Raw genomic sequence first — 21,245 nt, 5'->3', positions numbered from 1 at the left:
GCCGCCTGTGGCTGACCGGCCTGTATCTGACGCATGAACAACGGAATATCGATATCCGTCGGACAGGCCGTCACACATGGCGCGTCATAGCAGAAATAGCAGCGATCTGCGGCCACGGCGGCCTCGTGCGGGGCCAGAGGCGGATGCAGATCGGTAAAATTCGAGGTCAGCTCATCGCTGGAAAGCCGCCCGGACACGATGCCGGGTGCAATCTGGCCCTGTGCCATCACTCTACTCCCTGTAGATATGAATGTTATGGCCTCAGCTTGCCATATTCTGATTTTTTATCAATTGGTAAAATTTTTTATTTGGTCAAAAAATGCAAAAACCGGGCGTTTAAACCCGGTTTTCCGTTGTAATCACCTGTTTTTCTTGCGGATGGAGCTTTCAGATCATCCCGCCCAGATGGCCGTTTTTCACCCAAATACGGGCTCCGGACGCCCCGGCTGAGGCGTTGGAGCGGGTTCCCGGCGGCAAACGCAGCCAATCCCAGGTCGCGAAATCCTCGCCGGATTCTTGCACGGATCCGTCGATCACGAACAGCTCCAACCCCGATTCCGCGTCCAGTTCCACGGTCTGGCCCGGTGTCAGGCTCAGCACGCGCACCTCTTCATGCGCATCCCGGAACAGGTGAACGTCATCCTTGCCGTTGATCGACCGGCGCAGTTCGGTCCGGTCATCGGGGTCGAACTGGTGCAGCTTGACCAGAATGGTCGCCCCTTCCGCAGCGGATGGGGTGTGGGATGAGGTCGGCGGGTTGCGCACATAGCTGCCGACCGGGAAATCGCCGGTTTCATCCTGAAACACGCCATCCAGCACCAGATATTCCTCGCCCCCGTCATGGGTATGCGCGGCAAAGGCGCTGCCGGGCGCAAAGCGGACAATGGTCGTGGCGCGGGCCACCTCCTCGCCGATGCGGTCCAGCATCTTGCGCTCGACCCCGGCTGCGGGCGAGGCGACCCATTCGTTCTGATCGAAATGCACCGCGACGCGTTTTGTGAAATCTGCGTTGACTTTCATGGGGACCCTCCTGCCCTGCCACCTGCCCATTACATGGGCGTAAAACCCGCGGTTTCAAATTTTGCCGAGGGCGCGCCCGTTACCATCTGGTTTTAGCGCGCTGCCCTGCGTAGTGTAGCCCGCACAGAATCCGAGCAGCGCCGGACAACGGCCAAAACCCGAAAGTCACCCGATGCAGGCCAGTGCCCCGAAATTCAACGTTGTCGTCATCGGGCAGAACAACCGCCTGCAATATGAGGCGTTGCTGTTTGCCGCCTCGCTGCGCCATTCCTCGCCCGGGTTTTCCGGACGTCTGATCGTGGCTGTACCCCAGCCCGGGCCGCACTGGCGGCAGGACCCCAGCATTCACAACCCCGACCTGCTGAAAGCGCTGGATCATCTGGGGGCCGAGATCATCCCCTTCGACACCCATGTCTTTGGCGACAGCTATCCGCAGGGCAACAAGATCGAGGCGCTGCTGGCCCTGCCCGAGGGCGAGCCGTTTGTGTTCTTCGACAGTGACACGCTGATCACCGGCGATCTGGCACAGGTGCCGTTCGATTTCGACCGCCCTGGCGCCTCGCAAAAGGTGGAAGGGACATGGCCGAAACCCACCCTCTACGGGCCGAGGTATGAGGGCATCTGGCGGGCGATGTATGACCGGTTCGGACTGGATTTCGAAAGCTCGAAAGACAGCAGCCAGCCGCAGGATTACTGGCGGCGCTATCTGTATTTCAACGCGGGCTATTTCTTTTACAAATGCCCCCGCCGGTTCGGGGAACGCTTTCTGGATTACGCCCGTACCATCCGGGATGAGAACATCCCGGAACTGACCGGGCAGGTTCTGGACCCCTGGCTGGATCAGGCGGTGCTGCCGCTGGTCATCCATTCCTTCGGCGGCGGGCGCGATGTGCTGCCGGACGGGTTGCTGGACGGGTCGGTCAGCTGCCACTATCGCCTGTTCCCACTGCTTTATGCGCGCGAAAGCGATCATGTGATCAAGGTGCTGGAAACCGTCGCCGCGCCAAACAAGATCAAGAAGGTGCTCAGGAACTATGAGCCCGTTAAAAAGCTGGTGTTGCAGGGCAAGGGCCACAAGATCCGCGCCATGTTCGATCAGTCCGACCTGCCCGCCCGCGAACAGGTCATTCGCAAGGCGATCAAGTCCAAGGGTCTGTGGCAGCGGTAACGCGAGCGTTGTGTGCGCGCCGCCTATGTCCTAGACATTCAAAAAAGGACGTATCAACAGGAGATTTAAGCAATGTCAGACGGACCCACCTACGGTTTCGATACCCTGCAAATTCACGCCGGGGCGCGCCCGGACCCGGCCACCGGGGCTCGTCAGACACCGATCTACCAGACCACGGCCTATGTCTTTCGCGATGCCGACCACGCCGCCGCCCTGTTCAACCTGCAAGAGGTGGGCTTTATCTATTCCCGCCTGACCAACCCAACGGTCGCCGTGCTGCAGGAGCGTGTGGCAACGCTTGAGGGCGGCGTTGGCGCGGTCTGCTGTTCCTCGGGCCACGCGGCGCAGATCATGGCGTTGTTCCCGCTGATGGGGCCGGGCTGCAACGTGGTGGCCTCGACCCGTTTGTACGGGGGCACGGTCACCCAGTTCAGCCAGACCATCAAACGCTTTGGCTGGTCCGCCAAATTCGTCGATACCGATGATGTCGAGGCCGTGAAGGCCGCCATCGACGACAACACCCGCGCGGTGTTCTGCGAATCCATCGCCAACCCCGGCGGCTATGTCACCGACATCCGGTCACTGGCGGATGTGGCGGACGCGGCGGGTGTCCCGCTGATCGTCGACAACACCTCGGCCACGCCCTACCTGTGCCGCCCTATCGAACATGGCGCAACGCTGGTGGTGCATTCGACCACCAAATACCTGACCGGCAACGGCACCGTCACCGGCGGCTGCATCGTGGATTCGGGCAAGTTCGACTGGTCGGCGAATGACAAGTTCCCCTCGCTCAGCGAACCGGAGCAGGCCTATCACGGGCTGAAATTCCACGAAACCTTTGGCCCGTTGGCCTTTACCTTCCACGGCATCGCTATCGGGTTGCGCGATCTGGGCATGACGATGAACCCGCAGGCGGCACATTACACACTGATGGGGATCGAGACCCTGTCTCTGCGAATGGAACGCCACGTCGAGAACGCCCAGAAGCTCGCCGCGTGGTTGGAGACCGATGACCGCGTCGACTACGTGACCTATGCGGGCCTGCCCTCCTCGCCCTATCACGACCGGGTCAAGACGCATTACCCCAAGGGCGCGGGCGCGCTGTTCACCTTTGCGGTCAAGGGCGGCTATGACGCCTGCATCAAGCTGGTCAACGCGCTGGAGATTTTCAGCCATGTGGCCAATCTGGGCGATGCGCGCTCGCTGATCATCCATTCGGCCTCGACCACGCACCGGCAACTGACGCCGGAACAGCAAGAGGCCGCAGGGGCCGGACCGGGCGTCGTGCGTGTCTCCATCGGGATCGAGGATGCGGATGATCTGATCGCCGATCTGGATCAGGCCCTGTCAAAGGCCAGCGCCTGAGGCATGGATCACGACATCAACGATCTGGGCCAACCCATCGGCCTGCCGGTCTCGGGCGATTTCCCGCGCCCGATGCCGCCACTGACACCGATGCAGGGGCGATTCTGTTCGGTCGTCCCCCTGAATGCAAAGGACCACGCGCCCGGTTTGTTCCGGGCGTTTGCCGAGGACAAGGACGGGCGCAACTGGACCTATCTGCCAGACGACCCGATCACATCCGAAACTGCATTCGAGCACTGGCTGACCCGGTGTCAGAACAGCAAAGACCCGCTGTTTCACACCATTCTCGACAGCGATGGGAACCCGGTCGGCCATGCAACCTATCTGCGCATGCAACCCGAGGCCGGGGTGATCGAGGTCGGATTCATCCATTTCTCACCGCTTCTGCAGCGCACGCCTCTTGCGACCGAAGCGATGTATCTGATGATGCGCCGCGTCTTTGATGAGCTGGGCTATCGCCGCTACGAATGGAAATGCGACGCGCTGAACGCGCCGTCGCGCCGGGCAGCTGATCGATTGGGGTTCACGTTTGAGGGCATCTTCCGGCAGGCCACCCACTACAAGGGCCGCAACCGGGATACGGCGTGGTATTCGATCCTGGACAGCGAATGGCCCCGCATCCGCGCCGCGTTCGAAGCCTGGCTGACGCCCGACAATTTCGACGGTGCGGGCCAGCAACGCCAATCACTGCAAGCCCGCGCCAAATCTTAGTCTTCGATCTCGAACACCATCGAGACATTTACGGCGACCGAAACCTCACCCCCTGCCACGGGGACCCCGGATTCGGCCTGCGCCAAACGCGACATCTGGGCGACGGGCCGGATACCACCGGCCTGATCGCTGATCGAAACGACCTGACCCAAGGTGACCCCGGCGGCCTGCGCAAGTTGTTCCGCCTTGTCGCGGGCATCGGCAACCGCATCGGCGCGGGCCTTGTCCTCCAGCGGCTTGGGCTCTTGAACCGAAAAGCTCAACCCGCCGAAATCATTGGCGCCGTCGCGAATGACCGCGTCCATGATCTGCCCCAGATTATTCAGATCACGCACCCGGATGAACACCCGGTTCGAGGCCACGAAACCGGTGATCTCGCGCTGCGACCCGCTTGAAATACCGCTGTTGGACCAGACCGGGGACAGCGACAGATCGCGGGTCTGCACATCCCGTGATTCCAGCCCCATCTCATCCAATCGGGTCAGGATTTGCGCCACCGCGTCCGAGGTCGCCTGCATCGCGTTTGACGCCTCTTTATCCTGGTTCGTCACCCCCAGCGTCAGGGTTGCCATATCCGGCACAGCCAGCGCCGTACCGGTGCCGCTGACGGTGATGCGACGTTCTTCCGCATGGGCGGGCATCGTCGCGACAGCCGCCATCATTGCGGCCAAAAAAGCAAGTGTCTTCAAGGTGATCCCTCCTGTTGACTTGGCCTATAGATGGGATGACAGACCCGTGCCCGGCAAGGGGCGGGTTGCGTTTTTCTTTCCCTCGGCGGGTTCCTGCTCTAATCTCGTCGGGCGAATACCAAGGTGTTTGCATTGTAACTGACAATTGTGGTTCCTGCGGATTATGAAACCTGCCTTTGCGCTGTCTTTCTCCGAAAACGGGATTTCCTTGCACCACCAGTCGGATGGCGAGTGGTTTTGCATCGGAACCGTGCCACTGGACGCCCCCGATCTGCCCGAGCGGATCGAGGCGCTGCGCGCGCAGGGATTCGCGCTGGAAAACCACTTGAGCTGCACGCTGATCATTCCGCCCGATCAGGTGCGGCTGCTGCAGGTCGATGCAGAAGATCTAAGCGCCGACGAGCTGGACCAAAAGATACGCGACACGCTGGAAGAGGCCACGCCTTATCCGCTGGACGAGCTGGCCTATGCCACGCAGGCCGATGGCCCGGATGTGCAGGTTGTCGCCGTTGCCCGGCAGACGCTGGACGAGGCGCAGAACTTTGCCACCGATAACGGCTTTATCCCCGAAACCTTCAGCCTCAGCACCATTGGCGGTGATGCGCTGACCGGCCCCGCCATCGGCCTGCCTGTCGAGGCCGACGCAGACCCCGCGCCCGAAGAACCGGCAGTTCCGATCCATCCAATTGCGGATAAGCCCGATCCCGAAGCGTTTCGCGCGCAGGATGATGCGGACCACGCAGCCGACGCTCCCGCCGAATTCGATCTTAGGCGATTTGCGATTCCGGCCATTGCGGCCTCGGTCATCCTTGGGATGGCAGCCGGGGCCTGGTCCCTGATGCGCACCACGCCGGACCTGCCGGTGGAAGACACCACCCAGGCGCCTGTGGTTGCGGACGCCCCTGAACCCCAGATCGCCAGCCTGCCCGAACCCGCGACAGAGCCCCCGGCAGAGGAAGAGACCCTGTCGCCAACGGATGCCGCCATTCTGGAGGCATTGCAGGTCGAACCCGAACAGGTTGAAGACATCGCCCCTGATCCGGAACCGGAAACCGTGTTCCGCGATTTCACCGGCACAGCGCCCGTGCCACCAGAGGCTTTGCCCCCCCCGGCCAGTCCAGAGCAGGACGAGTTGTATCTGGCCTCGATCGACCGCTCAGACCTGTCGCAGGACCCGCTGGCCCTGCCCACGGCAGAAAGCCTGAACACGGATTTGCCCTTCGTGCTGGCCGCCTTGCCCGGTCAGGCAGAGCAAGATTTTGATCTGGACGCACGCGGGCTGGTCACGCCCAGCCCCGAGGGTACGCCGAATCCCGGCGGCGTTCTGGTGTTCCTCGGCCCGCCGCCGAAAACCCCGCCCGAAACCCCGGCCCGCGCCGAACCCGGCCCCGAGGCTGAGGTCGAAGAGGTCAACTCACGACTGGCCGGTCGACGCCCCAAACCACGTCCGGCCAATCTGGTCGATTTGTTCGAACGCAGCCAACTGGGCGGACGATCCCGCGACGAACTGGCGGCCATCCGCCCGAAACTGCGTCCGAAATCCATCGAGGATCGTCCAGTTGTCGAGGTTGTCGATCACACCCCCACCGCGCTGGCCGTGGTCCGCGTGCCGCGCCCCAAACTCCGCCCGGCAAGTCTGGTCGCCAGTGCGGCGCAGAAACCCACCGCAGGCACCGCCGCGCTGGGGTCGGCGGCCAAAGTGGCCACGATCGAGGATGAGGCCGGATCGTTCCAACCCAAATCGGTTGCCCCCAAGATCCCGACCACCGCCTCGGTCGCGCGGCAGGCGACCATCGACAACGCCATCAACCTGCGCAAGCTGAACCTGATCGGGGTCTACGGCACCCCGGCCAACCGCCGCGCATTGGTGCGCCTGCCCAGTGGCCGCTACAAAAAGCTGAAAGTCGGGGACCGCATCGACGGCGGCAATGTAATCGCCATCGGCGACAGCGAACTGCGCTATCAAAAGCGCGGCAAGAACGTGACCCTGAAAATGCCGCGTGGTTGAACCGGCCTCCTACATTCAGCAGATCATCGCGAGCTATGAACAGGCCGCGCCCGACCTTGTTCCCACCTACAGGACTTTATCTCCCGAAACGGTTCTGGCCCCGGCGGCCGCGCATCTGCCCGCACCCGGTGCCTGCGTTCTGGATGTCGGGGCTGGCCCGGGGATCAATGCCGCGTGGCTGGCAGAACGGGGCTGCAGGGTCACCGCAGTTGAGCCTGTGGCCGCTTTTCGCGCAGCAGGTCACGACACGCCGGGCATCCAATGGCAAGACGACCACCTGCCCCGGTTGGCAACGATCACCCAAAAGTGGTTCGATGCCGTGCTGGCAATCGGGGTCCTGCATCACCTGACGCCACCCGATCAGACCGAAGCAATCAAGACGATATCGCAACTGCTGAGGCCCGGCGGCAAGGTGATCCTGTCCTTGCGCCACGGTCCCTGCCCTCCCGACCGCGCAGGATTTGCCATTTGTGTGGAAGACATCATTAAAACGGCGGAACAGACGGGCCTGCAAAAGGCACATCTGTGCCGCCGTGCGTCCATTCAGGACGGCAACCGGCGCGCCGGAGTCACCTGGACCTGGGCCATCTTTGCACGCACTGATGGACTCGAAGGCTAGGCGCCAGCGATTTCGCCCGTCTCGATCTGCTCCCGTTCGATGGATTCGAACAGGGCCTTGAAGTTGCCCTCACCAAAGCCATCATCGCCCTTGCGCTGGATGAACTCGAAAAAGATCGGGCCGATCACGGTTTTCGAGAAAATCTGCAGCAGGATCTTGGTCTCTCCCCCGTCGATGACGCCTTCGCCATCAATCAGGATGCCGTGTTTCATCATCCGGTGCTTGGGTTCGTCATGGCCAACAACCCGGTCATAGGACATGTCATAGTAGGCCTCATTCGGGCCGGGCATGAATTTCAGACCCTTTTCGGCAATGGCATCGGTGCTGGCGTAAATGTCTTCCGAACCGACGGCGATGTGCTGAATGCCTTCGCCGTTATATTTCTTCAGGTAAGACACGATCTGCCCGGTCTCGCCCCGATCCTCGTTCAGCGGGATGCGGATACGGCCACAGGGCGAGGTCAGCGCGCGGCTGAACAGGCCGGTGTATTTGCCCTGAATGTCAAAGAACCGGATTTCCCTGAAGTTGAACAGGTCGCCATAGAACTTGAACCACTTGTCCATGTTGCCCTTGAACACGTTGTGGGTCAGGTGATCGAGGTAGAAGAACCCGTCGCCACGCGGCTTGGATTGCGTCAGCCAGTCGAATTCCTCGTTATAGGGCGAGGTGTCGTAATATTGGTCGATGAAATACAGCAGCGAGCCGCCGATCCCCTTAATCGCGGGCACGTTCATGGTCTTGTCGGCACCGTCATAGGGCTCGGCCCCTTGCGAGACGGCATGCGCAAAGGCCTTTTGCGCATCCACCACACGCCAGGCCATGGACGGGGCGCAGGGGCCGTGGTCTTCGACGAACCTGGCGGCAAAACTGTCCGGGTCGGCGTTCAGGATGTAGGTCACATCGCCCTGCTGCCACAGCTCAACGGCGGGCTTGTCCTTGTGGCGGGCAACCAGATCGAAACCCATCTTTGCGAACAGGTCGCGCAGTTCCTGCGGGTCGGGATGGGCGAATTCGACGAATTCGAACCCGTCGGTCCCGGCGGGGTTTTCGGCACTGATGACGGATTTCGGTGCATTATGCGGGAAAGGACCCATGGCGCGTCTCCTTCGGACAATCGGAAATTCTTTGCTGATTCAAAAATATGCCTTCATTCGCGCTGTTTCCGCGCATTGTTTTACTGTAAACTGTCATGGGATGCGTAAATCTCGCACCTGTTGAGGTAAATCAGAGGATTCCCCGCATATGCTGGATGCGACCGACACGCGCCTGCTGTCTGCCTTGCAAAAGGATGCACATCTGACAGCGCATCAGTTGGGCGAGATGCTGAACCTGTCGGCCAGCCAGGCCGGGCGTCGACGTCAGCGGCTTGAGGCCGAGGGTTATATCACCGGCTACACCGCCCGGCTGGACCCGCTGAAGCTGGGGCTGCAGGTACAGGGCTTCATTCAGGTGCATCTGGGCACCCATGGGCCCGATCAATCCGCCGGTTTTGCCCGCATGGTCAACACCCGCCCCGAGATCAGCAGCGCCTGGACCATGACGGGTGAGGCGGATTATCTGCTGCATGTCTATTGTGACGACCTGCCCGCCCTGAACGCCTTGATTCATCAGGTGATCCTGCCGCATCCTGCGGTTGCGCGGGTGCAAAGCCAGATCGTGATGGATCAGTTGAAGCGCGATGCGCCTCTGCCGACCTAGGAAGGACAGAAATGAACGAATTCCTCTACCAGGCCTCAATCTATCTGGCGGCGGCAGTGATCGCGGTGCCCTTGTCGGCACGTCTGGGGCTGGGGTCGGTGCTGGGCTATCTGGCGGCCGGTATCGCCATCGGGCCGATCCTTGGCCTGGTCGGGGCCGAGACGGAAAACCTGCAGCATGTGGCCGAGTTCGGCGTCGTCATGATGCTGTTCCTGATCGGGCTGGAGCTGGAGCCGCGTGCCCTGTGGGACATGCGCGACAAGCTGCTGGGGCTGGGCGGGTTGCAGGTGGGCCTGTCCACGGCGGCCATCGCGGCGGTGGCCATCTATACAGGCCAGCCCTGGTCGGTCGGGCTGGCGGTTGGGCTGACGCTGTCGCTGTCCTCGACCGCTATCGTATTACAGACCCTGTCCGAGAAGGGGCTGATGCAAACGAACGGAGGGCGCGCGACCTTCTCGGTGCTGCTGACGCAGGACATTGCGGTGATTCCGATTCTGGCCTTGCTGCCGCTGCTGGCTCTGCCCGCCACGGCGCATCTCAACAGTGACGGGTCGATTGACCGGGGAACGGATGCGGGCCACGGCGTTGACGCGCATCACGCGCTGTCGCTGGTCGATGGGCTGCCGGGCTGGGCCGTCACGCTGGTCACCATCGGGGTGGTGGCCTTTGTGATCCTGGCGGGCGTCTACCTGACCCGGCCCCTGTTCCGCTTCATCCACTCCACCAACCTGCGCGAGATGTATACGGCGCTGGCGCTGATGATCGTGGTCGGGATCTCGTTCCTGATGACATTGGTTGGCCTCTCGCCCGCGCTGGGGGCGTTTCTGGCGGGTGTGGTGTTGGCCAGCTCGGAATTCCGGCACGAGATGGAAAGCGATCTTGAACCCTTCAAAGGGCTGCTGCTGGGGCTGTTCTTTATCACTGTCGGTGCCGGTATCGATGTCGGCTATTTCTTCGCCGATCCGTTCGACCTGATCGGGCTGGCGCTGCTGGTCATTCTGGCCAAGGGCGTCATCCTGTTCATCGTCGGGCGCGCCTTCAAACTGCGCGGTCGCGACCACTGGCTGTTCACGCTGGGGCTGGCACAGGCGGGTGAGTTCGGCTTTGTCCTGCTGGCCTTTTCCACGCAACAGAACGTCATCCCGCCGGACCTGTCGCAAAAGCTGCTGATGATCATCGCACTGACCATGCTGATCACGCCGCTGCTGTTCATCCTCTACGACCTGCTCAGCCGCCGGATCGGCGACAGCGGTCCCAAGATCGAACCGGATGAGATTGACGAAAAAGGCCCGGTCATCATCGCAGGCATTGGGCGCTTCGGTCAGATCGTCAACCGGCTGGTGCAGGCCAGCGGCTTTAAAACCATCGTGCTGGATCATGATATCGAAACCATCCAGCTGATGCGCCGCTTTGGGGTCAAGGGCTTTCTGGGTGATCCCACACGGCCCGAGCTATTGCGCGCCGCCGGGCTGGAAAAGGCTTCGGTTCTGGTCGCAGCGATGGATGATTACAAACAGGTCACGCGGCTGGTCGGCTATGCCCGGCGGCAGCGGCCCGATCTGCATATCATCGCCCGCGCCCGGGACCGCACCCATGTGTACGAACTGTATCAGGCAGGGGCCAATGACATCGTGCGCGAGATGTTCGACGGCTCGCTACGCGCCGGGCGCTATGTGCTGGAAAATATCGGCCTCAGCGAGTACGAGGCCGCGCAGGCCGAGCAGACATTCTACCACCACGATCGCGGGTCCGTGCGCGAACTGGCCGAGCTGTGGATACCCGGCATGCCCACGGCTGAGAACAAGAAATACATTGAGCGCGCGCAAGAGCTGGAGAAAGATCTGGAAACCGCCCTGCTGGAACTGGCCGAAGAACACGCAAAGAAATCAGCCTGATCCCGCCTGCTTCATCTGGCCATAAATATCCCGGGGGAGTCGCAGCCCGCTGCGACGGGGGCAGCGCCCCCGCCTGTGGTGTCAGCTGTCCGATACACCTGCTTCGGCAAAGGTGGCCATGCCGGAATGGCAGGCTACGGCGCTTTTCAGGATATTGATCGCCAAAGCCCCGCCCGAGCCTTCGCCCAGCCGCAGGCCGAGGCTCAGCAGCGGGTCCTTGCCCAGTTTCGCCAGCATAGCGGCATGGGCACCCTCGGCGCTTTGGTGACCGGCCACCGTGTGATCCAGCGCGCCGCCCGACACATTTGCCAAACAAGCGGCGGCGGCGGTACAGATGAACCCGTCGAGAATAACCGGGATGCGCAGCACGCGGGCTGCTGCGATGGCCCCGGCCATGGCTGCGATCTCACGCCCGCCCAAACAGCGCAGGATATCCACCCCATCGCCTGAACCGTGCAGGGCCACGCCCTCGGCCACAACGCGTGTCTTGTTGGCCAGCCCGGCATCATCGACCCCGGTGCCGCGCCCGGTCCAATCGGCGGCCTCGCCCCCGAACAGGGCGCAGGCGATGGCGGCGGCGGGGGTGGTGTTGCCGATCCCCATCTCTCCGACCACCAGCAGATCGGCCGCTGGGTCTACCGCGTTCCAGCCGGTGCGCAGGGCGGTTAGCAGCTCATCCTCACTCATCGCCGGGCCTTGGGTGAAATCGGCGGTGGGATTGTCAAGATCCAGCGCATGCACATCCATTTTCGCGCCTGCCGCCTTGGCCAGTTGATTGATCGCCGCGCCGCCATGTTCGAAATTCATCACCATCTGCACGGTGACCTCGGGCGGGAAAGCCGACACGCCCTGCGACGTCACCCCGTGATTGCCCGCAAACACGATGACCTGAGGCGCGTTGATCTGCGGCTGCGCATCCCCGCGCCAGCCCGCATACCAGATCGCCAGATCCTCAAGCCGCCCCAGCGCGCCGGGGGGTTTGGTCAGTTGGCCGTTACGCTCCTCCGCCGCCTGCCGGGCCGCCTGATCGGTGTCAGGGGCGCTGGTCAGCGCGGTGCGGAAACTGTTCAGATCTTTGAGTTCGGGCAGCATTCAAAGCCTCGTTGCATCAGAGTGGTCCTGTGTGTTTAACCAATGTTGCCGCAGCAACAACACCGGGAAAGGCCTGGGAGTGCATAAAAACGACACCGCCCCGTTTTCATGGTGGGATATACCGCTGGCGCTAGTCCTGCTGACCCGCCTGCCGATCCCGCGCCTGCCGGACGGAGTATTCGCCCGCCAGTCTCGCGCCGCCTGGGCCTTTCCGTTGGCCGGGCTTTCCGTTGGCGTGATGGCCTGTGTGGTCGGTTGGATCGGGCGGGCCGCAGACCTGCCGGATTTCGCGGTTGCCACGCTGGTCGTGGCCGTTCTGATCGCTGCTACAGGAGCCATGCACGAAGACGGGCTGGCCGATACATTCGACGGTCTGTGGGGCGGCTTCACGCCCGAGCGGCGGTTGGAGATCATGAAGGACAGCCATATCGGCACCTATGGCGTGTTGGCCCTGCTCCTTGCGCAAATGCTGCGGATATTCGCCGTTGCGGCCCTGATCGACGAGGGGATGTTCACCGGCCTTCTGGCCGCCTGCCTGTTTTCCCGTGCGCTGATGCCTCCGCTCATGTGGGCGCTGCCCAACGCCCGCAAGTCGGGATTGAGCCATTCAGTCGGCGCGCCACAGGGCCTTGCCGTTGTCACCGGCCTAGCGGTGGCGCTGGTCCTCAGCCTTGTTCTGCTGGGGGCCTCAGCCTTGGTGCCTGCGTTCTGGGCCATGATTGCCGCGTGCTGTGTCGCCACGCTAGCCAAGCGCAAAATCGGCGGGCAAACCGGCGACATTCTGGGGGCGACCCAATCGCTGTCGGAAATCGCCTTTCTGCTGGCACTGGCCGCGCTGATCTAGCGGACACGCGCCACCGCAACAGATGCAATGTCCCGCGTTCGGATCGTGATCGATACTGGGGAACTTCGTCGCTGGTTTCACCCCTGTCTCAGATCCTCTGGCTGATATATAAAGTGCAGCATTCGAAGAGATGAGGATTGAAGTGACACGATTTTCCGTCTTTGCGCTGGTGAGCGCGCTGAGCCTCCCGATCACTACGGTCGCCCTGGCCCATGACACCGGCTACACATCCGCCTCCGGAGCGGCGCTGGCAAGCTGTACAGCACCCGGCGAAGAACAGGACCCCACGGCGAAGGCTGACGCCGCTTTGGCGTTTCTGGCGGCATTGAACGAGGATCAGCGCGGGCTGGTGCACCATGCGCTGGACAGCGCTGAACGCACTCAATGGACGAACATACCGGCGCGCGGCGATGTGGGCGGGCTGCGTCTGGGCGATCTTGATGACGGTCAGATGCAGACGCTATGCACGCTGCTTGGCTCGGTCCTGTCCGCTGAAGGCTTCGAAAAACTTCAGGCAATCATGCTCGGCGACGATTTGCGTTCGATCATAGACGGCGAAATCAACACGGGCGTCGGCATCGGCGCGTTTCGCCTGGTTCTGTTCGGAGAGCCGTCAGCCGAGACCGAATGGGCCTTGCAATTAGATGGCCATCACGTCGCGCTGAATGTCACGCTTGACGGGAACAGCTATTCCATGTCCCCGAGTTTCATCGGAATCTTCCCTCGGCACTTCACCGTCGCGGATGAGGACCTGAGCCCCATGGAGGGCGAGGTTGATCTGGCCCACCAGTTCCTTGCCAGCCTCAGCGCCGAACAGCGCGCAAAAGCGGTTGTAAGTGAGACACGCGGTAAGATCGTGACAGGCCCCGGCAATGACGGGGTGGTGCCAGAGCCTGAGGGGCTCAGCGGGGCGACGCTCAACGGCACCCAAACGGGGCTGCTGCTGGCATTGGCGGCGCAATGGATCGATATGATGCCCCCCTCGCATGCCCGTGCAACGCGGTCGCGATTTCTGGACGGGCTCGACAACACGTGGTTTTCCTGGAGCGGGCCGACCGAGCCCGGCAGCGATATCTCTTACCGGATACAAGGGCCTGATATCGTGATCGAATTTGCCTTCGACCAACGTGGTGGCGCGGACGGGGGTGATCCGACGAACCATGTGCATACCATGTTTCGGGATCTCGCAAACGAGTACGGTGGATAGGTGCTTCGTTGCACCCACACGCTCTGTGAAACGACAACACCCTCGCAGACATCTGCGAGGGTGTTTCTCTTGTCTCGGCCAAGGACATCATGCTCTTGACCGCTCGTCGCAAAGGCCCGCCCCTGAACCGGATCGGCCCTTTTTATAGGATCAAAACGCGATCAGGCCGCGCGTGAGGTCAGAACCTCATCCACCTGCTTGGCCGCCGCGATTTCATCGTCACCGGACACGGCCGCAACCTCGCGAGTCAGACGCTCCAGCGCGGCTTCATACAGCTGGCGCTCGGAATAGCTTTGTTCGCGCTGGTCGTCGGTGCGGTGCAGGTCGCGGACCACCTCGGCGATCGAGATCAGGTCGCCCGAGTTGATCTTTTGTTCATATTCCTGCGCCCGGCGCGACCACATGGCGCGCTTCACCTTGGCCTTGCCTTTCAGCGTCTTCATCGCCTGGCTGATTACGTCAGGCGAGCTGAGCGAGCGCAGGCCGGATTCGGTGACCTTGTTGGTCGGAACCCGCAGGGTCATCTTGTCCTTTTCAAAGGAAATGACGAACAGTTCGAGCGAAAACCCCGCCACTTCCTGTTCCTCGATCGAAATGATCTGGCCCACGCCATGGGCGGGGTAGACAACATAATCGTTCGGGCGGAACTCAAGCTTTTTCGACTTCGACATTCACATTCATCCTTGGTTACCAACTGTGATGCAGACAAAAAGAACCTTGGGCAGAGCCATCCCCGGCGCTGCCACAGGGCCATCATGTCATAAAATCAGAACTCCAAAGCAAGCATACTTACGGAGTGCACCCCAGTCTCTGTCATTGTTCAGGTACAGAGTATATCACAAAATTGCGACACCCAAAAGGTCACCCCGCCAACAGGCGGGGGAAATAGTGCGATATCAGCAGCTTGCATGGGCTTTCAACCCTGAACGGGCGCGATTTCGATGCCGAATCGCTCAGCCACCTTCGCCCGGGGCTTCCGAGAAATACTTCTCCATCTTGCCTTCTTCGCCATCGCGTTCCTCAGCGTCGGGCATCGGGTCTTTCTTGGTGACGATCACCGGCCATTGTCCGGCAAATTTGCGGTTGAACTCGACCCAGTCCTCCATCCCCGGTTCGGTATCGGGGCGGATGGCGTCGGCGGGGCATTCGGGCTCGCACACGCCGCAATCGATGCATTCGTCGGGATGGATGACCAGCGTGTTCTCGCCTTCGTAGAAACAGTCCACCGGGCAGACCTCGACACAGTCGGTATATTTGCAGGCGATGCAGTTTTCGGTGACGACATAGGTCATTGTGGAATTCCCGTTTACGCTTTGGGCGTCTAGCTAATCCAGTATTGTCCCGTCTTCAAGGGAGGATCAGCTTTCCGGGGTGCGAGAAAGATCAAGTGCGCGCCGATCTTTCTTGGTCGGACGACCTTTTCCCTCAAATCCCGGGTTTCGGGGCGGCGTGTCCTGTTTTGGGGTCAGGTCCGAGTACAATGTTTGCGCCTCGGGGGCCGGTCCGCGCCGCTCGCCCAGTTGTTCCACGCGGACCACCCGAACCACCCGCCCCTGCGGGAAGGTCAGGACATCACCGGGTCCGACGGCCTGCGCCGGTTTCAGGACCCGGTTGCCATTCAGCCGCACATGGCCGCCGCTGACCTGTTTGGCGGCCAGGCTGCGGGTCTTGAAGAACCGCGCCTGCCACAACCATTTGTCGATCCGCAGCTTGGCCTGATCCATCACGGATCAGTTGCCGTCCTTCAGACCCATCAGCGCGGCGGCAAACGGGTTGTCGGGATCAATGGCCTTTTCCTTTTTCGGAGGCCGCGACGAGAAGGATTTCGCGCCCTGAGGCTTGCCGCCCTTCTTGCCCTGCGGCTTGCCGCGCCCGTCCTGAGGTTTGCCACGCGGCTTGCCCTTGCCCTGCCCTTGCTCACGGCGCGGACCCCGGTTCTGCTGGCGCTGACGGCCCCAGGTGAAGGTGTAGAAAACCTCGACCTCGGGCTCGTCCGATGCTTCGGCGGCGGGAGCCTCGGCTGCCGCCTCGGTGCTTTCGGTGGCCTCGGCTGGCGCCTCGGCGGGGGCGCTGACCTCATCCGTTGCGCCTTGGGGCGCGGGGGTTTCTTCGGCCGCTGGTTGCTCAGCCGCTTCTGCCGCAGGCTGTTCGGTGGCCTCAACCGGGGTCGGTTTGACCTTTTCACGCTCGCCGCGTTCGGCCTTGTAGCCCAGCCCCTGCATCAGGTCGGCGAACTGGTCCAGTGTCATGCCGGTGATCGACAGCATGTCGGGCTTGGCTTCGAACCCGCCCCGGCTGTCTTCGGCGCGCAACATGTCGGCCAGACGTTCCAGCATGTCGATCCGGATCGAACGTTCGCCCGCATCACGGTAGCCGCACATGGTGTCATAACCCTGCGGCGCATCCTTGGCGACCGGCACGGTGACTAGGCCCGGAGGCGGCGCTTCGGGGAATTCCTGCAAGCCGCTGGACAGCGCCCACAGCACCAGACGCAGACGCGTGGGTGCGGGTTTCAACAGCAGCGGCATGAAAATGGTGAACTGACCGAACCGGATGCCGTGCTTGCGTAGCGCGCCACGGGCGTCCTGATCCAGATCCTTGACCTCTTGCGCGACCTGCGCGCGGGGCAGCACGCCCAGCGCCTCGACCATGCGGAAGGCAAAGCCCTTGGCGAGACCTGTCAGTTCCTCATCCCGCGACAGGTTCAGCAGCGGCTCGAACAGCGCGGCCACCTTGCGGTCGATGAAGTGTTGCAGGCGGCGCTGGACCTTCTGTTCCACGTCCGGGCCTGCGGCCTCGTCCACGAAAACCTCGACCACGGGTTTCAGAGGCTCGGCCCCGGCAACCAGCTTGCCGACGGCATATTCGCCCCACATCAGGCCACCCTGATCGGTAAAATCAATTTCGGTATCGGGCGCATTGTAGAAGCGGTCGGCGCGCAGATGGAATTGCGGCGCGAGTGCTTGCAGGGATGCCGATTTCAAAGCTTTCGCCTCGGTCCCTTGCGCGGCTTTGTCCGGAATGAACCGGAACCCTTCCAGACGACCGACGAATTCGCCTTCGACGGTCACTTCACCCTTGTCATTTACTTCGGCCAAAAGGGCCTCCTTCTGTTTGAGCCGGCGCAGCAATACGGATGTGCGCCGGTCCACAAATCTTTGCGTCAGTCGGTCATGTAATGCGTCCGACACCCTGTCTTCTACAGCGCGGGTTTCGTCGCGCCAATGTGATTCGTCACGCACCCAGCCGTTTCGTTGCGCAACATATGTCCAGGTGCGAATATATGCCAACCTTTTGGACAGCGCATCAATGTCGCCATCGGTGCGGTCGATGCGGCGAATCTGCCGGGCCATGAAGTCGTCGGGAAGCGCGCTGCGTTCGTGCAGGTGGCCGTAGATCACCTCAAGCAAGCTGGCATGTTCGGCGTGGCTGATGCCGCGAAAATCGGGGATTCGGCAGACATCCCACAGCAATCGGATGGATTGAGGGTCACTGGCACGGGCCGCGACCTCGGTCACTTGCGCCAGTGATTTCAGCGCGTTCAAATCGTCGGCGGGGCGGGCCTTGGTCAGATGTTCGTCATTTGGGCTGACCTCCAATGAGTCGATCAGCGCGTCGATGGAGCCGAACCTAAGGGCGGCATTCCGCCAGTTCAGCTTTTTCATCGGCGTAAAGCGGCTGTCCATGATCGCCTGTGCGACGCCGTCATCCAGTGGCGGGGCCTCTCCGGTCACGCCAAAGGTGCCGTCGGACATGCCACGCCCGGCGCGGCCTGCGATCTGAGCCAGCTCGTTCGGGGCCAGCAGGCGCATCCGTCGTCCATCGAATTTGGTCAGAGATGAGAACGCCACATGGTTCACATCCAGATTCAGCCCCATGCCGATGGCATCGGTGGCGACCAGATAATCAACCTCGCCATTCTGATAGAGGTCCACCTGCGCGTTCCGCGTGCGCGGGCTGAGCGCGCCCATCACCACCGCCGCCCCGCCCTTTTGGCGGCGCAGCAGTTCGGCAATGGCATAAACGTTATCGACCGAGAAGCCGACGATGGCACTGCGCGCGGGCATGCGGCTGATCTTTTTCGAGCCCGCATAAACCAGCTGCGACATGCGCTCGCGCCGGACGAACTGCGCCTCGGGCACCAGCGCCGCGATGGGGCCGCGCATGGTGTCGGCACCCAGAAACAGCGTCTCGTTGGTGCCGCGTGAACGCAGCAGGCGGTCGGTAAAGACATGTCCGCGTTCAGGATCGGCGCAAAGCTGGATTTCGTCAATGGCGACGAAATCGGCGCCCATGCCCTCGGGCATCGCCTCGACCGTGCAGACCCAGTATTGCGTGCGCGGTGGCACGATGCGCTCCTCGCCCGTCACCAGCGCCACTACGGATGGCCCCCGGATCGCGACGATCTTGTCATAAACCTCGCGCGCCAGCAGCCGCAGCGGCAGGCCGATGACACCGGTGCGGTGCCCCAGCATACGCTCGATCGCGTAATGGGTTTTACCTGTGTTGGTCGGGCCGAGAACGGCCACTACTCGGGATGACCCGCTCACCTTTGCCCCCTGCCCTGGTTCTTACAGCTCTGAGCCTTCGACCAGAGGCTTCAGTCGATTCACGGCATTGGTTACTTCTTCGTGATAGGGATGTATAGCCAGCGCGCGGGAATAGGCTTTGTAGGCCTGTTCGGGCTTGTCGATCACCTCGAAGATCAGGCCGAGGCCATACAGCGCCTCATAGTGATTGGGGTTCAGGGTCAGGGCGTATTCCAGATCGGCTGCGGCCATACCGAACCGCTCCATCCCGAAAAAGGCCGAGGCGCGGACGTGCCAGCCTTCGGCGAAATCCGGCGCGTGATCGGTCAGTGCGGTCAGATGGTCGAGGGCGGCCATAATATCGCCGTCATCCAGCGCCTCGCGCCCGCGTTCCAGCAACAGATCGGCCGAGGCCGAACCCGATTGCGACCACAACGCCTGCAACTGCCGGTCCAGCCCGATGGCCTGTTCCGGGGTCGCGTCGGCCAGTTGGCGCAGCAACTCACCCTCGTCCCGGGAATCGGCCTGTTGCGCCAGACAACTGGTGGAAAACGTGACTAGAACGGCAAGTGCCGCCACGGTACCTTTGAGATTGTTGATTGCAATGCCCATAACAATGTTCAGTGTAGCGTTGCGACCGGGGATGTCCATTCACGGCGCACAAACAAAATGAGGAAGACCATGAGCGAGATTCTTGAAAAGGCTGCCGCCGCGCTGAACGACAAACTGGCGGGCGGTGCTTTTGACGCCTCGGCCAAGTTCGCCATCGCCGATCTGGGTGCGATCATTCTGGACGCCGACGGCGCCCGTGTCAGCGATGAAGAGGCCGATGTGACCCTAAGCGCCGATGCCGACACGTTTGAACAGATTCTCAGCGGTGAGATGAACCCGACCGGCGCGTTCATGTCCGGCAAGCTGAGCGTCGATGGCGATATGGGTATCGCGATGAAGCTTGCCTCGGTGCTGGCCTGATGGAGTTCTCGCCGGCCCCTTTCTTTGAAGACGTGGCCGGCGGACCTGCCGGTGGAATGGCCCATTGGCTGCAAACCCAGGATGGCAAGCGCATTCGCGTGGGCCACTGGCTGCCGCAGGGGGATGCGCAGGGAACGGTGATGCTGTTCCCCGGGCGCACCGAATATATCGAGAAATACGGCGATGCCGCCGCCGAATTCGTCCAGCGCGGCTTTGCGGCGCTGGCGGTGGATTGGCGCGGACAGGGGCTGGCCGACCGGCTGCTGGATGATCCGCGCGTCGGTCATGTCGAGCAGTTCCCCGATTATCAATTTGATGTGCGCGCCACGCTGGAGCTGGCCGAGCAGTTGGACCTGCCGAAACCATGGTTCGTCATCGGCCACTCCATGGGCGGTGCCATCGGGTTCCGCGCCGCGGTGGAACAGAAATGCTTTGCTGCCTGCGCCTTTACCGGCCCGATGTGGGGTATTTTCTTCACCCCGTTCATGAAACCGCTCAGCCGTTTGACCGCCTATTGGGGCCCTCGGGTGGGCTTGGGCGAAAAGACCCCGCCGACCACCTCGCTGGAAAGTTATGTCACCGCGCAGCCGTTCGAGGGCAACGTGCTGACCCGCGACCCGTCCATGTACCGGCTGATGCAGGATCAACTGGCGGCGCATCCCGAACTGGCGCTGGGGGCGCCTTCCACCATCTGGCTGCGCGAGGCGCTGGATGAATGCGCCTGGCTGATGGACCACCCTGCCCCCGATCTGCCCTGCCTGACCTTTCTGGGCAGCCACGAGCAGATCGTCGACCGCAAGGCGATCCGGGCGCGGATGGCCAACTGGCCGCGCGGAACGCTGGTCGAAATCCCCGATGGCGAGCATGAGGTGATGATGGAGGCCCCCGAGGTGCGCGGCCCCGTCTTCGATCAGTTGGCGGCGCATTTCATGGCCGCCCATCAGGACCGCCCCTGCGCGCCCGCGGTGTGAACTGCGGAGACACGGGGCGCTTGTGATCCGGCGGTCGCGCGCCTAGATGTCTGATCAAACAGTTTTATCAGAGGTGTTCCATGCGCGACCTTCCCTTTCCCGTCCGTGACGCAAATGCAGGCGGCGGTGCCGACAATCTGGGTGATCTGCCGGAATGGGATCTGACCGACCTCTATACCTCGGAGGACGCACCGGAACTGTCCCGCGATCTGGACTGGCTGGAAGGCGAATGTGCCGCCTTTGCCGCCGATTACGAGGGCAAGCTGGCCGAGTTGGACGCCGCAGCGCTGCTAAGCTGCGTTGAGCGCAATGAAAAGATCAACGCCATCGCGGGACGGATCATGTCCTTTGCCGGGTTGCGCTATTACCAGCTGACCACCGATGCGGAGCGGGCGAAATTCCTGTCGGACATGCAGGAAAAGATCACCGTTTTCACCACCCCGCTGGTGTTCTTCAC

The 21,245-nt window shown here is 62.1% G+C and carries 20 protein-coding genes and 2 pseudogenes; 12 read left to right on the top strand and 10 right to left on the bottom strand.

What is annotated here, in order from left to right:
- Positions 1–227 (bottom strand): annotated as a pseudogene (locus MPJ51_RS18590) (dihydropyrimidine dehydrogenase); the annotation flags it as partial.
- A gap of 160 nt (positions 228–387) precedes the next feature.
- Complete coding sequence (locus MPJ51_RS18585; RefSeq protein WP_298389734.1) at positions 388–1,020, bottom strand: cupin domain-containing protein; 633 nt, start codon at positions 1,018–1,020, stop codon at positions 388–390.
- A 172-nt stretch (positions 1,021–1,192) separates the two neighbouring features.
- Between MPJ51_RS18585 and MPJ51_RS18580 the strand changes: the two genes are divergently transcribed.
- The 3 genes from MPJ51_RS18580 to MPJ51_RS18570 all read left to right on the top strand — a co-directional run bounded on the left by MPJ51_RS18580 (position 1,193) and on the right by MPJ51_RS18570 (position 4,264).
- Entirely contained in the window at positions 1,193–2,188 is a 996-nt protein-coding gene (locus MPJ51_RS18580; RefSeq protein WP_298389732.1) for a hypothetical protein, read from the top strand.
- A 72-nt stretch (positions 2,189–2,260) separates the two neighbouring features.
- Positions 2,261–3,553: an O-acetylhomoserine aminocarboxypropyltransferase/cysteine synthase family protein gene (locus MPJ51_RS18575; protein ID WP_298389730.1), complete on the top strand. Its 1,293-nt coding sequence runs from the start codon at positions 2,261–2,263 to the stop codon at positions 3,551–3,553.
- 3 nt (positions 3,554–3,556) lie between these two features.
- Positions 3,557–4,264 carry a GNAT family protein gene (locus MPJ51_RS18570; protein ID WP_298389728.1) on the top strand — a complete coding sequence of 236 codons (708 nt, stop codon included), beginning with the start codon at positions 3,557–3,559 and terminating at the stop codon, positions 4,262–4,264.
- Here the strand turns inward: MPJ51_RS18570 and MPJ51_RS18565 are convergent.
- The gene (locus MPJ51_RS18565) at positions 4,261–4,953 is read right to left on the bottom strand and encodes an SIMPL domain-containing protein (protein ID WP_298389726.1); all 693 of its coding nucleotides are present in this window, start codon (positions 4,951–4,953) and stop codon (positions 4,261–4,263) included. The genes MPJ51_RS18570 and MPJ51_RS18565 overlap by 4 nt on opposite strands.
- Positions 4,954–5,116: 163 nt before the next feature.
- Here MPJ51_RS18565 and MPJ51_RS18560 point away from each other — a divergent pair, with 163 nt between their 5' ends.
- Together MPJ51_RS18560 and MPJ51_RS18555 are read left to right on the top strand one after the other, a co-directional pair.
- Positions 5,117–6,961: a hypothetical protein gene (locus tag MPJ51_RS18560; RefSeq protein ID WP_298389724.1), complete on the top strand. Its 1,845-nt coding sequence runs from the start codon at positions 5,117–5,119 to the stop codon at positions 6,959–6,961.
- Positions 6,954–7,580 carry a class I SAM-dependent methyltransferase gene (locus MPJ51_RS18555; RefSeq protein ID WP_298389722.1) on the top strand — a complete coding sequence of 209 codons (627 nt, stop codon included), beginning with the start codon at positions 6,954–6,956 and terminating at the stop codon, positions 7,578–7,580. The genes MPJ51_RS18560 and MPJ51_RS18555 overlap by 8 nt, the downstream gene beginning before the upstream one ends.
- Here MPJ51_RS18555 and hppD read toward each other — a convergent pair.
- A complete protein-coding gene (gene hppD / locus MPJ51_RS18550) occupies positions 7,577–8,674 on the bottom strand; it encodes a 4-hydroxyphenylpyruvate dioxygenase (RefSeq protein WP_298389720.1) in 1,098 nt (365 codons plus the stop codon). The genes MPJ51_RS18555 and hppD overlap by 4 nt on opposite strands.
- Before the next feature lie 148 nt (positions 8,675–8,822).
- Here hppD and MPJ51_RS18545 point away from each other — a divergent pair, with 148 nt between their 5' ends.
- Positions 8,823–9,278, top strand: coding sequence for an Lrp/AsnC family transcriptional regulator (locus MPJ51_RS18545; protein ID WP_298389718.1), 456 nt, complete (start codon positions 8,823–8,825; stop codon positions 9,276–9,278).
- Positions 9,279–9,289: 11 nt separating this feature from the next.
- Positions 9,290–11,173 carry a cation:proton antiporter gene (locus MPJ51_RS18540; protein ID WP_298389715.1) on the top strand — a complete coding sequence of 628 codons (1,884 nt, stop codon included), beginning with the start codon at positions 9,290–9,292 and terminating at the stop codon, positions 11,171–11,173.
- Between the two features lie 81 nt (positions 11,174–11,254).
- Here MPJ51_RS18540 and cobT read toward each other — a convergent pair whose 3' ends face one another.
- Positions 11,255–12,265, bottom strand: a complete 1,011-nt coding sequence (gene cobT / locus MPJ51_RS18535; RefSeq protein ID WP_298389713.1) for a nicotinate-nucleotide--dimethylbenzimidazole phosphoribosyltransferase — start codon at positions 12,263–12,265, stop codon at positions 11,255–11,257.
- A 79-nt stretch (positions 12,266–12,344) separates the two neighbouring features.
- Here cobT and cobS point away from each other — a divergent pair, with 79 nt between their 5' ends.
- Together cobS and MPJ51_RS18525 are read left to right on the top strand one after the other, a co-directional pair.
- Positions 12,345–13,109, top strand: coding sequence for an adenosylcobinamide-GDP ribazoletransferase (gene cobS, locus MPJ51_RS18530; RefSeq protein WP_298389712.1), 765 nt, complete (start codon positions 12,345–12,347; stop codon positions 13,107–13,109).
- 142 nt (positions 13,110–13,251) lie between these two features.
- The gene (locus MPJ51_RS18525) at positions 13,252–14,316 is read left to right on the top strand and encodes a DUF3500 domain-containing protein (RefSeq protein WP_298389710.1); all 1,065 of its coding nucleotides are present in this window, start codon (positions 13,252–13,254) and stop codon (positions 14,314–14,316) included.
- A gap of 161 nt (positions 14,317–14,477) precedes the next feature.
- Here MPJ51_RS18525 and MPJ51_RS18520 read toward each other — a convergent pair whose 3' ends face one another.
- From MPJ51_RS18520 to MPJ51_RS18500, 5 genes are all read right to left on the bottom strand, one after another.
- A complete protein-coding gene (locus MPJ51_RS18520) occupies positions 14,478–14,987 on the bottom strand; it encodes a CarD family transcriptional regulator (protein ID WP_298389708.1) in 510 nt (169 codons plus the stop codon).
- Positions 14,988–15,269: 282 nt separating this feature from the next.
- Entirely contained in the window at positions 15,270–15,608 is a 339-nt protein-coding gene (gene fdxA, locus MPJ51_RS18515) for a ferredoxin FdxA (protein ID WP_298389706.1), read from the bottom strand.
- Between the two features lie 66 nt (positions 15,609–15,674).
- Complete coding sequence (locus MPJ51_RS18510) at positions 15,675–16,040, bottom strand: RNA-binding S4 domain-containing protein (RefSeq protein WP_298389704.1); 366 nt, start codon at positions 16,038–16,040, stop codon at positions 15,675–15,677.
- Positions 16,041–16,046: 6 nt separating this feature from the next.
- A complete protein-coding gene (locus MPJ51_RS18505) occupies positions 16,047–18,866 on the bottom strand; it encodes a helicase-related protein (RefSeq protein WP_298389702.1) in 2,820 nt (939 codons plus the stop codon).
- 21 nt (positions 18,867–18,887) lie between these two features.
- On the bottom strand, positions 18,888–19,496 hold the full coding sequence (locus MPJ51_RS18500) for a tetratricopeptide repeat protein (RefSeq protein ID WP_298389700.1): 609 nt from the start codon (positions 19,494–19,496) through the stop codon (positions 18,888–18,890).
- A gap of 30 nt (positions 19,497–19,526) precedes the next feature.
- On the opposite strand from MPJ51_RS18500, the gene MPJ51_RS18495 reads away from it, so the two are divergent.
- The 3 genes and pseudogenes from MPJ51_RS18495 to MPJ51_RS18485 all read left to right on the top strand — a co-directional run.
- Positions 19,527–19,817: an SCP2 sterol-binding domain-containing protein gene (locus tag MPJ51_RS18495; RefSeq protein WP_298389698.1), complete on the top strand. Its 291-nt coding sequence runs from the start codon at positions 19,527–19,529 to the stop codon at positions 19,815–19,817.
- The gene (locus MPJ51_RS18490; protein WP_298389696.1) at positions 19,817–20,788 is read left to right on the top strand and encodes an alpha/beta hydrolase; all 972 of its coding nucleotides are present in this window, start codon (positions 19,817–19,819) and stop codon (positions 20,786–20,788) included. Before MPJ51_RS18495 ends, MPJ51_RS18490 begins: the two co-directional genes overlap by 1 nt.
- 80 nt (positions 20,789–20,868) lie before the next feature.
- Positions 20,869–21,245, top strand: a pseudogene (locus MPJ51_RS18485) (oligoendopeptidase F); the annotation flags it as partial.

The sequence above is a fragment of the Ruegeria sp. genome (assembly GCF_028066395.1).
Taxonomy (GTDB): domain Bacteria; phylum Pseudomonadota; class Alphaproteobacteria; order Rhodobacterales; family Rhodobacteraceae; genus Ruegeria.
The sequence above is the reverse complement of the archived record's forward strand: the minus strand, read 5'-3'. Positions and strand labels throughout refer to the sequence as shown.

Bases quoted from the DNA above. Each gene is read 5' to 3' on its own strand.
- MPJ51_RS18495 (WP_298389698.1), top strand. From the start codon at position 19,527: ATGAGCGAGATTCTTGAAAAGGCTGCCGCCGCGCTGAACGACAAACTG.
- MPJ51_RS18545 (WP_298389718.1), top strand. From the start codon at position 8,823: ATGCTGGATGCGACCGACACGCGCCTGCTGTCTGCCTTGCAAAAGGAT.
- MPJ51_RS18580 (WP_298389732.1), top strand. From the start codon at position 1,193: ATGCAGGCCAGTGCCCCGAAATTCAACGTTGTCGTCATCGGGCAGAAC.
- cobT (WP_298389713.1), bottom strand. From the start codon at position 12,265: ATGCTGCCCGAACTCAAAGATCTGAACAGTTTCCGCACCGCGCTGACC.
- MPJ51_RS18490 (WP_298389696.1), top strand. From the start codon at position 19,817: ATGGAGTTCTCGCCGGCCCCTTTCTTTGAAGACGTGGCCGGCGGACCT.
- MPJ51_RS18540 (WP_298389715.1), top strand. From the start codon at position 9,290: ATGAACGAATTCCTCTACCAGGCCTCAATCTATCTGGCGGCGGCAGTG.
- MPJ51_RS18520 (WP_298389708.1), bottom strand. From the start codon at position 14,987: ATGTCGAAGTCGAAAAAGCTTGAGTTCCGCCCGAACGATTATGTTGTC.
- MPJ51_RS18560 (WP_298389724.1), top strand. From the start codon at position 5,117: ATGAAACCTGCCTTTGCGCTGTCTTTCTCCGAAAACGGGATTTCCTTG.
- MPJ51_RS18510 (WP_298389704.1), bottom strand. From the start codon at position 16,040: ATGGATCAGGCCAAGCTGCGGATCGACAAATGGTTGTGGCAGGCGCGG.
- hppD (WP_298389720.1), bottom strand. From the start codon at position 8,674: ATGGGTCCTTTCCCGCATAATGCACCGAAATCCGTCATCAGTGCCGAA.
- MPJ51_RS18570 (WP_298389728.1), top strand. From the start codon at position 3,557: ATGGATCACGACATCAACGATCTGGGCCAACCCATCGGCCTGCCGGTC.
- MPJ51_RS18575 (WP_298389730.1), top strand. From the start codon at position 2,261: ATGTCAGACGGACCCACCTACGGTTTCGATACCCTGCAAATTCACGCC.
- MPJ51_RS18585 (WP_298389734.1), bottom strand. From the start codon at position 1,020: ATGAAAGTCAACGCAGATTTCACAAAACGCGTCGCGGTGCATTTCGAT.
- MPJ51_RS18500 (WP_298389700.1), bottom strand. From the start codon at position 19,496: ATGGACATCCCCGGTCGCAACGCTACACTGAACATTGTTATGGGCATT.
- fdxA (WP_298389706.1), bottom strand. From the start codon at position 15,608: ATGACCTATGTCGTCACCGAAAACTGCATCGCCTGCAAATATACCGAC.